Annotated in this window: 12 protein-coding genes; 3 read left to right on the forward strand and 9 right to left on the reverse strand. The window is 72.2% G+C overall.

Annotated features, from left to right (window positions below; all coding sequences use genetic code 11):
* Nucleotides 1-3: 3 nt before the first annotated feature.
* A complete protein-coding gene (locus ABZ642_RS22200; RefSeq protein WP_351707852.1) occupies nt 4-453 on the reverse strand; it encodes a cyclic nucleotide-binding domain-containing protein in 450 nt (149 codons plus the stop codon).
* A 399-nt stretch (nt 454-852) separates the two neighbouring features.
* Here ABZ642_RS22200 and ABZ642_RS22205 point away from each other — a divergent pair, with 399 nt between their 5' ends.
* Both ABZ642_RS22205 and ABZ642_RS22210 read left to right on the forward strand, forming a co-directional pair.
* Nucleotides 853-1,272 (forward strand): ATP-binding protein, encoded by a 420-nt coding sequence (locus ABZ642_RS22205; RefSeq protein WP_360486612.1) that lies wholly within the window; start codon nt 853-855, stop codon nt 1,270-1,272.
* A 230-nt stretch (nt 1,273-1,502) separates the two neighbouring features.
* Complete coding sequence (locus ABZ642_RS22210; RefSeq protein ID WP_360486615.1) at nt 1,503-2,330, forward strand: SigB/SigF/SigG family RNA polymerase sigma factor; 828 nt, start codon at nt 1,503-1,505, stop codon at nt 2,328-2,330.
* Nucleotides 2,331-2,337: 7 nt separating this feature from the next.
* Here ABZ642_RS22210 and ABZ642_RS22215 read toward each other — a convergent pair whose 3' ends face one another.
* Nucleotides 2,338-4,587 (reverse strand): FUSC family protein, encoded by a 2,250-nt coding sequence (locus ABZ642_RS22215; protein WP_360486618.1) that lies wholly within the window; start codon nt 4,585-4,587, stop codon nt 2,338-2,340.
* 16 nt (nt 4,588-4,603) lie between these two features.
* The gene (locus ABZ642_RS22220) at nt 4,604-5,980 is read right to left on the reverse strand and encodes an NAD(P)/FAD-dependent oxidoreductase (RefSeq protein ID WP_360486621.1); all 1,377 of its coding nucleotides are present in this window, start codon (nt 5,978-5,980) and stop codon (nt 4,604-4,606) included.
* A 247-nt stretch (nt 5,981-6,227) separates the two neighbouring features.
* Between ABZ642_RS22220 and ABZ642_RS22225 the strand changes: the two genes are divergently transcribed.
* A complete protein-coding gene (locus ABZ642_RS22225) occupies nt 6,228-7,037 on the forward strand; it encodes a methyltransferase domain-containing protein (RefSeq protein WP_360486624.1) in 810 nt (269 codons plus the stop codon).
* An 81-nt stretch (nt 7,038-7,118) separates the two neighbouring features.
* Here ABZ642_RS22225 and ABZ642_RS22230 read toward each other — a convergent pair whose 3' ends face one another.
* The 6 genes from ABZ642_RS22230 to ABZ642_RS22255 all read right to left on the reverse strand — a co-directional run.
* The gene (locus ABZ642_RS22230; protein WP_360486627.1) at nt 7,119-7,553 is read right to left on the reverse strand and encodes an ATP-binding protein; all 435 of its coding nucleotides are present in this window, start codon (nt 7,551-7,553) and stop codon (nt 7,119-7,121) included.
* 101 nt (nt 7,554-7,654) lie between these two features.
* Nucleotides 7,655-9,559: an AMP-dependent synthetase/ligase gene (locus ABZ642_RS22235; protein ID WP_360486631.1), complete on the reverse strand. Its 1,905-nt coding sequence runs from the start codon at nt 9,557-9,559 to the stop codon at nt 7,655-7,657.
* Nucleotides 9,560-9,711: 152 nt separating this feature from the next.
* Nucleotides 9,712-10,800 carry a glutamate--cysteine ligase gene (locus ABZ642_RS22240; protein WP_360486655.1) on the reverse strand — a complete coding sequence of 363 codons (1,089 nt, stop codon included), beginning with the start codon at nt 10,798-10,800 and terminating at the stop codon, nt 9,712-9,714.
* Between the two features lie 106 nt (nt 10,801-10,906).
* Complete coding sequence (glgB, locus tag ABZ642_RS22245) at nt 10,907-13,120, reverse strand: 1,4-alpha-glucan branching enzyme (RefSeq protein WP_360486634.1); 2,214 nt, start codon at nt 13,118-13,120, stop codon at nt 10,907-10,909.
* A gap of 4 nt (nt 13,121-13,124) precedes the next feature.
* Nucleotides 13,125-14,483, reverse strand: coding sequence for a maltokinase (locus tag ABZ642_RS22250; RefSeq protein ID WP_360486637.1), 1,359 nt, complete (start codon nt 14,481-14,483; stop codon nt 13,125-13,127).
* A 31-nt stretch (nt 14,484-14,514) separates the two neighbouring features.
* A partial coding sequence (locus ABZ642_RS22255; protein ID WP_360486640.1) for an alpha-glucosidase C-terminal domain-containing protein occupies nt 14,515-15,108 on the reverse strand: 594 nt, incomplete at its 5' end.

The following is a 15,108-nucleotide window of genomic DNA, read 5'->3' on the forward strand; positions in this document are numbered from 1 at the left end:
CCGCTACGCGGGCCGCCGCCCCACGTAGGCGTCCAGCAGCTTGCCGCGGGTGACCTCCAGCCGGCTGGCGAGGATCTCGGCGACGGTCCGCACCAGCGAGAGCCCCAGCAGCGGATCCTCCACGCAGAGCGCGAGCACGGCCGCGGCGTCGTACTCGTAGGCCCGCACCTGGCTGAAGGCCACCGCCCCGAAGTCCCAGGTGTACGGCGGGAACAGCCATGACCAGCCGAGCAGGTCGCCGGCGCCCAGGCTGGCCACGGTGACCCGTTTGTGGGACGTCACCTCCTGGTCCAGGTTGACCGCTCCCGAGCGGATCACCCAGAAGCGGTCCGCGGTGCCGCCGGCCTCGAAGATACGGGCGTCCTCGGGGAAGGAGACCTCCTGGGCCAGTTCCATGAGGCGCTCGCGCTGCGCCTGCGGTAGGGCGGTCAGCAGTTTGATGGCTTTGGTCATGGCGCGGTGCTCCTCGCCGGCGAGGGTACGGGGGCTTTGCCTACGCCCATTTCAGCCGCTGCCGCCGCGCCGGGCACCTCGAAGGACATGAGAATCGCCTGCCCGGAGCCGTCCGGGCATTAAAAAGCCCTGGCTGGACGGGGGAGGCCAGCCAGGGCCGTCAAGCGGTGGTGCGGGGAGGACTTGCTGTCGACTCCTCGACCACGTATGGATGAACGCTAAACCATCCGGGGCCGTTTCGGATACCCGGGAACAGGCTACGTGACCCGTTTCACTCGGGGGAAGCCCTTCCTGCCCCCGGATGTGTTTGGCGGCGCCCCGACCGGTGAGCCGAACAAGGAGAGACCCGCGCGGACGGGCCAGACAGATCAGCCGGTCCACCACTCAGGGAGTGAAGGGATGCGCGAGAAGTTCCGGACCGAATCAGTAGTGGTACCACCCGACTCCCCCCGGCCGTCGCTGCGGCCGGCCGACGCCCGCAGAGCGGTCCGCGGCGCGCTCGCCCGACAGGCTGTGCCGTGCGCCGCCCGGGCCCTGGACGACGCCCTGCTCGTCGCCTCGGAACTGACCACCAACGCGATCCTGCACGGCGGCGGGATCACCGGCTTCGACGTGGACGTCGACGGATGCGCGGTACGCATGTCGGTGAGCGACCGCAGTGACGCGCTGCCGGTGGCCGAGCAGATACCGGACGGGCGCGACCGCGGCCGACTCGGCGGCCGGGGCTGGCCCATCGTCTGCCGGCTGGCCCGGGACGTGGAGGTCGCCGGACTGCCTCGCGGGGGCAAGTGCATCACCGCGGTCGTGTCGCTGAGTTGAGCCGGCGAGCCGAGTTTCTCCCGATGGCGTTTGCGCCGGGGGCGAAGGGGCAGGCGGAGTTTCGTGCTTCGGACCGGAGGCGCGCGCCAGTGGGAGCGGTCATATCGCCCCGGGCCCGCAGAGCGGTCCGGGCGGTGCTCCCGCGGCGACTCTGACACCGCAGTTCGGGTCGAGTCCCGGAACCACGTTCCGGTGATGCCCCGGAACCCACAGTTCAGGAGCGAGTCCGCATGCTCACCGACTTGTCGAACAGCCGCCCCCGCACACCCGGCCGGACCCCGCACACCACGCCCCGGCGCTCGCACGACGACGCCCCCGACACCGCGTCCCTCTTCGCCCGGCTCGCCGCCCTCGGCGACGGCCCCGAGCGGGACGCCCTGCGCGACGACCTGGTGGCCGCCTGGCTGCCCATGGCCCACCGCATCGCCGGCCGCTTCCGCGACCGGGGCGAGTCCGTCGAGGACCTGCGCCAGGTCGCCGCCCTCGGCCTGGTCAAGGCCGTGGACCGCTACGACCCCTCCCGCGGCGCCTTCGAGAGCTACGCGGTACCCACCATCACCGGCGAGGTCAAGCGGCACTTCCGCGACCGGATGTGGGCGCTGCGGGTACCCCGCCGAGTACAGGAACTGCGCAACCGGGTGCGGGTGGCCCGCCGCGAACTCACCCAGAACCCCGGCAGCCAGGAACCCTCCACCGCCGATCTCGCCGCCCACACCGGGCTGACCGAGGACGAGGTCAACGCCGGTATGGAGGCCCTGGAGAGCTTCAGCACCCTGTCCCTGGACGCCGAACTCTCCGCCGGCGAGGACGGTCACCGCCTCGCCGACACCCTCGGCGACACCGACGGCTCCTACGACACCGTCGTCGACCGGGAAGCGGCCAAGGAAGGACTGCGCCGACTGCCCGAACGCGAACGCGCCATCCTCTACATGCGCTTCTTCGAGGACATGACGCAGAGCCGGATCGCCGAAAGTCTGGGCATCTCCCAGATGCACGTCTCCCGCCTCATCAGCCGCAGCTGCGCCCGCGTCCGGGCCGAAGCCCTCGGCCGGCAGTGACCCCCCGTCAGACGGCGCGTGCCCGGACCGGCACCTTCAACGGCCGGGCCAGGCCCGCCACCGCCTCGTCGAGGCGTTGCAGATGCCGCAGCACGCGGTCGGTCACCCGGCCGTAGCGCGGGGCGCGCAGGGTGCCCGGCTCCAGCATCGCCGCGATGCTGGGGCCGGTCTCGATCTCGCCGGCGGGCCGCCGGTCGTCGACCTGGGCGGCGATCGCCTCGATGTTGTGCACGATCCGCTGACCCGCGCCGCGCAGCCGGGGATCCGCCGCGATCGCCGGATGGGTGGGCAGCAACTCGGCCGTCGCCGCGAGCGACCGCGCGTGATACGCGCACGTCTCGAGGAGCGCCACCACATAGCGCGCGGTGTCCCGGCGGGAGCGCAGCGGGGTGATCGGATGCGTCAACGGCTGCACCGCGGCCCGCAGATCGGCCAGCGCCTGGTCCAGGTCGCGGGCCTTCTCCACCAGGTCGGCCGGCGGCGCCCCGCTCAACTGGTCGGCGGCGGCCCGGGTCACGTCGGCCAGCCGGTCCAGCGTGGTGACGAGCAGTTCGTCGGTACGGCGGTCGGTGTGCACCGGCAGCACCACCGCGGCCGCGATCACCCCGCACACCGCGCCGAGCGCCGTCTCCCCGATCCGCAGCACCAGGACGTCCACGTTGTAGGTGTTGAGCAGCGTGTACAGCAGGCCCAGCATCGCCGTCACGAAGAACGACATCAGGGTGTACGACAGCGGCGCCGAGTAGAACATCGCGAAGACGAACAGCAGCACCAGCCCGAACGCCGTCCAGGTGTGGTGCCCGACCAGACCCGCCAGCCCGATGCCGGCCACCACGCCGAGGACCGTGCCCAGCAGCCGCCGGTAGCCCTTCACCAGGATCTCGCCGGTGGACGAGGTGTTGAGGAACACGATCCAGCAGGTCAGCACCGCCCAGTACCAGCGCTGGGCGGACAGGAACTCGCCGCCCACGATGGCCAGCGACGACCCGACGGCCACCTGCACCGCCGCCCGGGTGGTGGGCCGGCGCAGTCCGGTGGCCTGCTCGGTCTCGCCTTCGTCCTCCTCGGCGACCTCGATGGCCGCGTCCTCGGCGTCCAGTTCCTCGCGGGACCTGGACGTGGCCGGGGTGTCGTCGGACTCGTCCTGCGGCCCGTCCAGCGCGATCCGCAGCCCCATGACCGCCCGGGCGGCCTCGCCGACCCCCCGGAAGACGTCCTGCACGGCAGGGTCGGCGGGCGGCAGGTTCTCCTCCTCGCGATAGCCGAGCAGCCGGTTGCGCAGCCGGGACAGCGCGGTCCCCGGCTGGGGCCCGACCGGCCGCAGCACCAGCAGCCGCAGCGCCTCCAGGTCCAGGCGCAGCTGGTCCAGCGCCTCGTCCCGGGCCGGCAGCGGAGCCGTCGGGAGTAGGTGGGCGCCCGGCAGATGCAGGGTGAGGGTGTCCGCCCGCCGGGCGCTGCGCGCGGTGAGCAGCATCAGTCCGAGCCGCTCGGCGGCGATCTCCGCGTCCGCGATCCGCCGCTGCACCAGCCTGGCCACCGCCTCGTCGGCGGTGCCGTCCGGCAGCTGCCCCTGGATCAGCAGCGCCGTCTCGTGCAGCCGGGCGGTCCTGACCCGGACCTCCTCCACCGCCTTGTCCAGCTCGTCCGCCCCGGCGTCGAGCAACTCCGCCTGCGCGGCCACCAGCTGGGCGAACCGGCCCCGGAAGGCCCGCCGCAGCCGGCCGAGGATGCCTGCCGGCGTCTGCGGTACCAGCACGAAGCGGGCAACGGCCGCGCTGCCGAAGGCGACCGCGATCACGACGTACAGGCCCGGCAGTACGGGCACGGTCGCGTGCACGAACAGCGAGGCGAAGTAGATCTGGAAGCCGATCAGCCCCAGCGCCGTGCCCCGGTCGCCGAACCGCCGGCTGTAGACCGCGCAGAAGATGAGCGCCACGAAGAACAGGTCACCTAGCACGACCCGCTGGTTCAGGAACGCGCCCACGGACATCGAGACCAGCGCCACCGGCAGGCCCAGGGCGAGCGTGACGGCCTGCTGGGAGCGGGCCTTCTCACGGATCGCGAAGGTGGCGACCATCGCCGTGATGGCCCCCGCCACCAGATGGGACACGTCGAGCCGCAGGGCCGCCAGGACGGCGAGCGTGAGCGCGATGGCAAGGACCGTCCGCAGGCCGGCGGTGAAACGGAGCAGCCCGGGGTCGGCCGCCGCGAGCCGCCCCCGGACCTCCGCCCACACCGACCGCCCCGCTGTGCTCACTTGGCCCCGCTCTGCGTCAGACCGTGGCTTCGCCGGGGCCCTCGGCACGGGCCCGGACCTGCTCCGGGGTCAGATAGGTGTTCGTGTATTCGAAGTCCTTGAGCGTGGCGGGCTTGCGGGACTGGAAGCCGGTACGGACGAAATCGTCGCCGGCCACCGCGTTCAGCAGCCAGTTGGTCGCCACCCGGGTCTTGGCCACGTTGGTGCGCAGCGCCGACCAGTGGTACCCGCGGGCCACCGCCTGGGCGGGCAGCCCGCGCAGTTCGATGCCCAGCGGCTTGGAGACGGCGTCCTTGCCGCCGAGGTCCACCACGAGCCCCAGGTCCTTGTGCACGTACGGGCGGAGCGCCTGGCCCCGCAGGGTCGCGATGACGTTGTCGGCGACCACCTTGCCCTGCCGCATGGCGTGCTGCGCGGTCGGCGGGCAGACCGCGCCGGCCTCGTCCTTCGCCTTGTCCGGTACGGCGGCGGCGTCGCCGAGCGCGAACACCCCGTCGTGGCCCGGCAGGGTCATCTCGGCGTCGACCGCGAGCCGCCCCCGGACCGTCTCCGCGCCCAGGGTGGCGATCAGCGGGCTGGCGACCACACCGGCCGTCCAGATCAGGGTGTGGGTGGGCACCACCCGGCCGTCGGTGAAGGTGACCTCCTCCGGGCCGGCCTTCTCGATCGACACCCCGAGGGAGACCTCGATGCCGCGGCGGCTCAGGATCTCCTGGGCGCTGCGGCCGAGCTTGTCGCCCAGCTCCGGCATCAGCTTCGGCGCGATGTCGATCAGATGCCACTTGATCAGCTTCGGGTCCAGGTTCGGATAGCGGTGCAGCGCCGCGTGCGTGAGCCGCTGCAGACAGGCCGCGGTCTCGGTGCCCGCGTATCCGCCGCCGACCACCACGAACTGCAGCCGCGCGGCCCGCTCCACGGGGTTGTCGCTGGCGTCGGCCAGGTCCAGCTGGGAGATGACGTGGTCACGGATGTAGGCGGCCTCGGCCAGGGTCTTCATGCCGAAGGCGTGCTCGGTCAGGCCCGGGATGTCGAAGGTGCGGGTGACGCTTCCCGGGGCCAGCACGATGTAGTCGTACGGCTCGTTCACCAGCTGACCGGTGATGGTGCGGACCACGCACACCTTGGACTTGAGGTCCACGCCGATCGCGCCGCCCGGGATGATCCGGGTGCGGTACTTCTTGCTGCGGCGCAGCGAGACGGCGATCGACTGGGGCGTCAGCACACCCGAGGCGACCTGTGGCAGCAGAGGCAGGTAGAGCTGGTAGGCGAAGGGCGCCACCAGGGTGACGTCGGCCTCGTCGGGGGCGAGTTTCCGCTCCAGGCGACGGACGCATCCCACTCCGGCGAAGCCTGCGCCCACCACCAGGATCCTGGGTCGTGTCACGGTGTCCATCCCTTTCCGCTGTTCCAGGGGCCCGGGTCACGCCGTTCGCATGCCCTGGAACGCTTGCTTCGCACCAGTTCGATCCCACCGTGCCCGACGCCGTTCCGCCAGCCGGGCGGTGCAGGCAGACGAACGCGTGGGTGCCAGCATGCCCCTCGATCAAGAGGAGTAACCGACTGTCGCACAGATATGCGCCGGACTTCTGTCCGGTGCAAGGCCGTCCACGACGATCACGTACGCCAGTAGAGTGCCCGCCATGGCGCAGACCCAGCCCGGGACGGGCTTCCAGCAGCGGCACATCGACCCCGACCGCGTGGCCCCGCTGGTGGGCGCCCTGGACTCGCAGGACGCCAATCCGGGCGTACGGCGGTTGCGCGCCTGGGCCGAGGAGGCGCTGGCGGTCCGGTCCGGTGAGCGGATCCTCGATGTCGGCTCCGGCACCGGCTCGCAGACCCGGACTCTGGCCGCCGCCGTCGGCCCGGGCGGGGTCGCGATCGGCGTCGAGCCCAACCCGAGTCTGCGGGCGGTCGCCGAGGAGCGGTCCGCGGGCAGCCCGGTCCGTTTCGTGCACGGCGAGGCGGCCGCGCTGCCGGTGCCCGACGGCTCGATGGACCTGGTGTGGTGCGAGCGGGTGCTCCAGCACATCGCCGACCCCGACCGGGCCGTCGCCGAGATGGCCCGGGTGCTGCGTCCCGGCGGCCGGGTGGCCTTGCTGGACACCGACTGGGGGACCACCCTCCTGCACCCCGGCGACCCCGCGGTCGTGCGCGCACTGATGGGGGTCGCGCTCAACGGCGCCAACCCCTACGCCGGGCGCCGACTGGTCGGCCAGCTCAGCGCGGCCGGGTTCGTGGTGGACGACCGCGGCTCGCAGGCCCTGCTCCAGGACCACCGCACGGTCGCCTGGCCGCTGATCCGCATGCTCGGTGAGTCCGGCGTGCGCACCGGCGCCCTCACCGAGGAACAGCGGGACACCCTGTACGCCGACCTCACCGAGGCCGCCGAGCAGGGGGCGCTGCACATGTCGGTGACGATGTTCGGGGTGGTCGCCCACCGCCCCGAGTGACCTGGCCCGCCGCTCACCGGGGCAGCAGCCCGTCGCTCACCGGAACAGCAGCCCGTCGCCCACCGGGCCGCAACCCGACGCTCACCAGGGCAGGAAGACGTGAATGTCCTTGCCGGTCTCGGTGACGACCACGCTGACCTGGTCGCACAGGGTGTGCAGCAGGTGCCAGCCGACACCGCCGCCGCCGTGGCGCGGATGGAAGGGGCGCGGCGCGGGCTGGACCTGGCTGGTGTCGTGCATCGTGAAGTGCACACCGTCGTACGTGCGCCGCATCCGCAGCTGGAAGGGGCCCGGCGCGTACTGGACGACATTGGCGGCCAGCTCCGTCACCACCAGCAGGATGTCGTCCCAGCACTCGGGGGCGGTGGGCGGCGAGGTCCGGGAGAGATCGGCGAGGTAGCCGTCCGCGGCCAGCCGGGCGCCGGTGACATTGCGCAGCTCGCCGGGGAAGGAGACCGTGCGTTCGGTGATCTCCTCCGTGGAGCGTCCGCGGTCGCGCCGTGGCCCGGTCGACATGTCGTCTCTCCCGGCCCCGGGGGATCTCAGGGCCGTGCTCACTGTCGGATCTCTCCCCTCGCGGCGAGTTCCCACTGCCGCACCGGCTAAGCGTGCCCTACTCAGCGGAACACGTCGTCCGAGTCCTCCCAGTCGGCCGGCTCCGCCGTGCCCGGCCGGCGTACGGCGTGCGAGCGGGCCTGGTACATGGCGTCGATCTCGGCCGCGTAGTGGCGCGCTATGGCGTCCCGGCGCAACTTCATCGACGGCGTGAGCATGCCGTTGCCCGGGGCGAACGGTTCCTGGAGCACCCGGTAGACCCGGATCGACTCGGAGCGGGAGACCGCACTGTTGGCGGACGCGATGGCGCGGGCTATCTCCTCGCGCAGCGCGTTCTCCTCGCGCGCCTCCCGCCCGGGCGAGTCGCCCGGCAGCGACAGGGCACCCCGCCAGTGCGCCAGGAACTCCGGGTCCAGGGTGATCAGCGCGCCCACACAGGGCCGGTCGTCGCCGACGATCACCGCCTGGTGCACCAGCGGGTTCATCCGCAGCCGCTGCTCCAGCGGGGCCGGGGCCACGCTCTTGCCACTGCTGGTGATGATGATGTCCTTCTTGCGGCCCGTGATGGTCAGATAGCCCTCGGAGTCGAGCCGTCCGATGTCCCCGGTGGCCAGCCAGCCGCCGCGCAGCGCGGCCCGGGTCGCGTAGTCGTCACCGACGTACCCCTGGAACACGGACGGCCCGCGGACCAGGATCTCGCCGTCGTCGGCGACCTGGATCTGGGTGCCCGGCAGGGCCTGGCCGACCGTACCGGACTTCTCACGGCCCAGCGGCTGCATGGTGATCCCGCCGCTCGACTCGGTCAGCCCGTAGCCGTCGTGCACGGGAATGCCGATGCCCTCGTAGAACAGGATGAGTTCGCGGCTGAGCGAGGAGCCGCCGGACGTGGCCCGCAGCACCCGGCCGCCGAGCACGGACCGCAGCTTGCGGTACACCGTCCGCTCGTACAGGGCATGCTGGAGCCGCAGGTCGAACCCCGGTCCCGCTCCGGTGCCCAGCCGCTGCCGTTCCTGGGCGGTGGCGAAGTCCCGTGCGGTCTCGACGGCGCGCTCGAACAGGGCGCCCCGGCCGTGCTGGTGGGCGGTGCGCAGGAACGTCTTGTAGAGCTTCTCCAGGACCGACGGAACGGCGTACAGATAGGTCGGCCGGAAGCTGCGCAGCGCCGACGCCAGGGCGGTCTCCGTCATCTCCGGCTCGTGGCCCATCAGGATCCCGCCGCGCAGACAGATGACCATCACCATCAGGCCGTACACGTGCGAGAACGGCAAGTAGGCGAGGACGGAGGCCTGTTCGCCCGGACGGGCGGCGGTGTGCCCCCAGCCCGCGAGCAGGGTGTCGCACGGGTACGCCAGGCTGCGGTGGCTCAGCGCGCAGCCGAGCGGACGGCCCGAGGTGCCGGAGGTGTAGGTGATCGCCGCGGTGGAGTCCGGCATCACGATCCGGCGCAGCGACTCCACCGTGGTCAGCGGGACGAACACGCCCCGCTGCACCAGCTGGGGCACGGCCCCCGAGTCCAGCTGCCAGACGTGCTTGAGCCCGGGCAGCCCCTCGCACACCGTGCCGACGGTCATCACCGCCTGCTCGTCCTCGACCACCACGGCCACACAGCGGGCGTCCCGCAGGATCCACTCGACCTGGTCCCGGGCGGCCGTCGGATGGATCGGCACCACCTCCGCGCCCACCGACCACAGCGCGAGGCAGAACACCGTCCACTCGTAGCGCGTCCGCGCCATCACGGCCACCCGATGCCCGGGCGAGATACCCGAAGCGATCAGACCCTTCGCCAGGTCGACCACTTCGTCACGCACTTCGACCGCGCTGATCTCCTCCCAGGCCGCGGCGGCGGCATCGGGCCGGCGCGCCAGCACCGGCAGGGTCGGGTTCCGGTCCGCCGTCTCGAAGATGCTGTCGGCGAGCCCGCCGGTCAGGGTCGAAGCGGTAGTCGGAGCGAGGGCGTAGTCGCGCATGCGCTGCTCCTGGTCTTACGGAGGGTGACCCTCCCGATCGGTACTGTTGTCGAGCGGGTCGAATCTAGCCCAGGGGAGGGCGGCCCGTGTCCGGAACGGTCAACTCGTTTCCCCCAGATGACAAGAGCGGTGACACGAGGGATGACAAGAGGTCAGCCCTGGGTGCGGCGCACGCACTCGACGACGACGTCCCGCAGGCTGCCCGTGCGCTCCAGCAGCGCCCGTTGCTCGCCGGCTCCGGTGCCCCTGTACAGCAGCTGTGCGACGCCCTCCTCGACGCCGCTCGTGTCACCGCTGGCGGCGAGCGCGTCCGCGGTGTGCGCCAACAGTGTGCGCACCACCTCGGCGGCGGGCCGGGGCCGCATGGTCGCCGGATCGAGCAACTCCTGGTCCAGGCCGGAGCGGGCGGCCTGCCAGGAGGCCAGCCGGAGCATGCTCACACTGTGGTCGAGGGGCGGCCGGCCGGCCCGCCAGTCGCGGGCGGCCGTCTCCACCAGGGCGCGGGCCAGGGTGGCGACGAGGACGGTGGTGTCCGCCCGGAGGCACACGTCGGCCACCCGGATCTCCACCGTCGGGTAGTGCACGGCCAGCCGGGCGTCGAAGTACACCATCCCCGCGTCGAGGATGACCTCGCTGGCCACCATGTCCGCGACCCGGCGCCGGTATCCCTCCGCCGAGCCGAACAGTTCGGTGGGCCCCGCCGACGGGCCGCGCGCCCACAGCCGGCTGCGGAAACTGGCGTAGCCGGAGTCCCGGCCCTGCCAGAACGGGGAGTTGGCGCTCAGCGCGCGCAGCACCGGGAGCCATGGCCGCAGCCGGTCCAGGACGGCGACGCCCTCCTCGTCGGACTCCACCGACACATGCACATGGCAGCCGCACACGAACTGGTCCAGTGTGGCGCTGCCGAACCGCCCGGCCATCCACCGGTACCGCTCGTGCGCGCTGAGCGCCGGCGTCACCGGCAGCGGGCAGGTGGCGAGCGCCGCCACCGCGCAGCCGATCTCCCCGGCGAGCCGGGCCGCCTCCTTGCGGCAGCGGGCGATCTCGGCGCCGAGGTCCGCCATGTGTTGCTGCGGACTGGTGGCCAGCTCCAGCATCTGCCCGAACAGTTCCTTCTGGAACACGGCCTGTCCGGGCTCGTCCAACGCGGCACGGTCCAGGACGGCCGCCGACTGGGGCATCGGCTCCCCGCTGTCCGGGTGGACCAGCAGAAGTTCTTCCTCCACTCCGACGGTACGCAGCACCGAGGACCGCCCTCCGGCCGGGCCGCGACCGGGCGCGGCGGTGTCTTTCATCCCGAACTGCCCCGGCCCGGCCGCCTGGACACGTGACGACGTCCTCGGCGGGTTACGGGGCGACGGGCTCCAGCCACACCGTGCCGAGCGGCGGCAGCGTCAGCCGCACGGCGCCCTCGTCGGTCAGCAGCGGCCCCCGGCTGACGACGTCCCCGCCGCCGTACCGCGCGCTGTCGGTGTTGAGGATCTCGCGCCAGACGGCGGCGCTCCCGGGCACGTTCAGCCGGTAGTCGGGACGGACCACGGGGGAGAGGTTGGACACCGCCAGCAGCGGCCGGGCCTCGGTGTCGAACCTCAGGAAGGCGAAGACGTTGTCCTCGGCCGCGTCCCCCAGGACCCACTGGAAACCCGCCGGATCGGTGTCCCGCTGCCACAGGGCGGGGTGCGTGCGGTACACGGAATTGAGATCGCGGACCAGATCCCGGACACCCCGGTGATCGGCCTCGGCGCCGTACTCCGGGTCGAGCAGCCACCAGTCCGGGCCGTGCGCCTCGGACCACTCGCCGCCCTGGGCGAACTCCTGCCCCATGAAGAGCAGCTGTTTGCCGGGATGGGCCCACATGAAGCCCAGATAGGCGCGGTGATTGGCGCGTTGCTGCCACCAGTCGCCGGGCATCTTCGACACCAGGGCCTGCTTCCCGTGCACGACTTCGTCGTGGGAGATGGGCAGTACGTAGTTCTCGCTGTACGCGTACACCATCGAGAAGGTCATCTCGTCGTGGTGGTACTTGCGGTGGACCGGCTCGTGGCGGATGTACTCCAGGGAGTCGTGCATCCAGCCCATGTTCCACTTCAGCCCGAACCCCAGCCCGCCGCTGTCGGTCGGCCGGGTCACGCCGTCCCACGCGGTGGACTCCTCGGCGATGGTCACCACACCCGGCGCCCGCCGGTACACGGTCGCGTTCATCTCCTGGAGGAACGCCACCGCGGCCAGGTCCTCGCGTCCGCCGAACACGTTCGGCGTCCACTGGCCGGAGTCCCGCGAGTAGTCGAGGTAGAGCATCGAGGCGACCGCGTCCACCCGCAGCCCGTCGATGTGGAACTCCTCGCACCAGTAGACCGCGTTGGCGACCAGGAAGTTGCGCACCTCGACCCGGCCCAGGTCGAACTCGTAGGTCCCCCAGTCCGGATGCTCGGCCCGCCGCTCGTCCCCGGGTTCGTACAGCGGGTCCCCGTCGAAGCGGGCCAGCGCCCAGTCGTCCTTCGGGAAGTGGGCCGGCACCCAGTCCATGATCACGCCGATGCCGGCCCGGTGCAGGGCGTCGATCAGGTACTTGAGGTCGTCGGGGGTGCCGAGGCGGGCCGTGGGGGCGTAGAAGCCGGTGACCTGGTAGCCCCAGGAGCCGCCGAAGGGGTGCTCGGCGACGGGCATGAACTCGACGTGGGTGAAGCCCAGGTCGTTGACGTAGGCGGGGAGTTCCTCGGCCAGCTGCCGGTAGGTCGATCCCGGCCGCCAGGACGGCAGATGCACCTCGTACACCGAGAACGGGGCCTCGTGCACCGGCGTGTCACCCCGGTGCGCCATCCACTGCGCGTCGCTCCACTCATGGCGGGAGACCGCCACGATCGACGCGGTCGCGGGCGGCACCTCGGTACGGCGGGCCATCGGGTCGGCCTTGAGGAACCGGCCGCCGTACCGGGAGGTGATCTCGAACTTGTACCGGGCGCCCTCACCGACACCCGGCAGGAACAGCTCCCACACCCCGGCCGCGCCCAGCGAGCGCATCGGATACTGCGTGCCGTCCCAGCACGTGAAGTCCCCGGCCACCCGCACGCCTTGCGCGTTCGGCGCCCACACGGTGAACCGGGTACCGGTCACGCCCTCATGGGTCATCGGCTCGGCACCGAGCGCCTTCCACAGCTGCTCGTGGCGCCCCTCACGGATCAGATGCAGGTCGAACTCACCGAGCGCGGGCGGGAAGCGGTACGGGTCGTCCACCTCCTGCTCGCCGCCGTCGCCGTCCTCGTACGTGACGAGCAGCGTGTACGAAGGCACCTCGTCGTACGGGAGTACGGCCGCGAAGAACCCGTCGTCCTCCGGCGTCAGGGGGCTGCGCACCCCGTCGACGAGCACGCTCACCGCACGGGCGTGCGGGCGCAGCGCGCGAACGAGGATGCCGCCGTCCACCGGGTGGGCGCCGAGCAGGGCGTGCGGATCGTGGTGGGCGCCCGCCAGCAGACGCCCGCGGTCGTCGGCGCCCAGCGGCGGGGCCGTGGGACGGGACGGGCCGGAGGGCTCGGGAAGCGAAGAGTCGCGCAGGGCCATGAGGTCAGCCTCCCCAGCGGGCGAGCCGCTCGATCGCGGCCATCGGAACCGGAAGCCAGGCCGGCCGGTGCCGGGCTTCGTACACCACTTCGTACACCGCGCGATCCGTCTCATGGGCGCGCAGCAACGCGTGCTTCTTCCGCGGGTCCCAGCCGGCGCGGGCAGCGTAACCCGCGCAGTAGGCCTCCCGGCAGCGGCGGGCCCACTCGGGGCGCCAGGGGCGGCGCTGCCGGGCCGCGTAGTCGAAGGACCGCAGCATGCCGGCCACGTCCCGCACCGGGGACTGGGTGCTGCGCCGCTCCGCGAGCGGCCGGGAGGGCTCGCCCTCGAAGTCGATGACGAACCACTCGCGGTCCGCCCGCAGCACCTGCCCGAGATGCAGATCGCCGTGGATGCGCTGCGCGTGCGGTCCCGCGTCACAGGCGGCGAGCGTGTCGAAGGCGCCCCGCAGGCCCGGCACGTACGGCCGGAGCGCCGGCACCGCGCGCGCGGCCGCCTCCAGCCGCGCCGACATGGCCTCCGCGGTAGGTCCGTGTTCGTCGTGGACGGCGGACGGGAAGGCGGCGGCGAGCGCGAGATGCACGTCCGCGGTGGCCCGGCCCAGCTCGTGCGCCTCGGTGGCGAAGTCGTCCCCGGCCGCGAGCGCGCGCAGGGCGAGGGTCCAGCCGTCGGCCGCGTCCGGCAGGAAGGGCTGCAGCACCCCGAGGGTCGCCGGGCTCGGTTCGGTGGTCCGGAACCAGGCCACCGGCGCGGGCACCCGCGCACAGCCCTGCGCGGCCAGTGCTCCGGGCACCTCCAGGTCCGGGTTGATGCCGGGCTGGATCCGCCGGAACACCTTGAGGATGTAGGAATCGCCGTACACCAGCGAGGAGTTGGACTGCTCCGCGGTCAGCAGGCGGGGCGTCAGCCCACCGGGTATCCGGGTTCGCGGGGCGGTCTCGAAGCGCAGCGGGCCGACCGTGCCGGGCATCCGCAGCCGCTCCAGCAGCAGTTCGGCGGCGCGCGGGTCCTGCAGGGCGTCGTACACCGCGAGTCCGGCCAGCGGGCCCTCCTCGGCGCGGCCGATGTACGCCCGCTCCAGCCGGGGCGTGCGGTGTTCGCGGACGCCGAGCAGGAGCTGGTAGCAGTCACCGGACGGGGCGCTGTCCCCGCCGGGCGAGTGGTCGGCGTGGACGAGCAGATGCAGACAGCCGGGGAAGAGCTCGGTCAGGGACAGTACGGAGAGATCCGTGACGGGCCGGTCCTTGCCCGCGAACCAGCGCTGCCGGGGCAGCCAGTCGCGCAGCAGCCCGCCGAGCGAGGCCAGCGGCCGGTCGAGGCCGGTGGTCGCCGTGCTCCGGGGGAGGTCAACGGTCTTCGTCATGGGGACGCGTCCTTTCCTCGGCTCCGCACGCTCAGCGCCGACGGCCGGTGCGGGAGGCGACTCGGGAGAGCCGGAACCAGTAGAAGCCGTGCCCCGCCAGGGTCAGCAGATACGGCAGCTCGCCGACGGCCGGGAAGCGCACCCCGCCGATCAGCTCGACCGGATGCCGGCCGTCGAAGACCCGCAGATCGAGTTCGGTGGGCTGGGCGAACCGGGAGAAGTTGTGCACGCACAGGACCAGGTCGTCCTCGTACTCCCGCAGGAAGGCGATCACCGCCGGGTTCGAGGACTGCAGCTCCGTGAACGTGCCGAGCCCGAACGCGGGGTTCTGCTTGCGGATCTCGATCATCCGCCGGGTCCAGTGCAGCAGTGAGGACGGGGACGACATCGAGGCCTCGACGTTGGTGACCTGGTAGCCGTAGACCGGGTCCATGATGGTCGGCAGGTAGAGCCTTCCCGGGTCGCAGGTCGAGAAGCCGGCGTTGCGGTCGGGGGTCCACTGCATGGGTGTGCGGACGGCGTCCCGGTCACCGAGCCAGATGTTGTCGCCCATGCCGATCTCGTCGCCGTAGTAGAGGATCGGTGAGCCGGGCAGGGAGAGCAGCAGGGCGGTGAAGAGCTCGAT

The sequence above is a fragment of the Streptomyces sp. NPDC007157 genome, from assembly GCF_040634235.1.
In the GTDB taxonomy this organism is placed as follows: Bacteria; Actinomycetota; Actinomycetes; order Streptomycetales; family Streptomycetaceae; genus Streptomyces.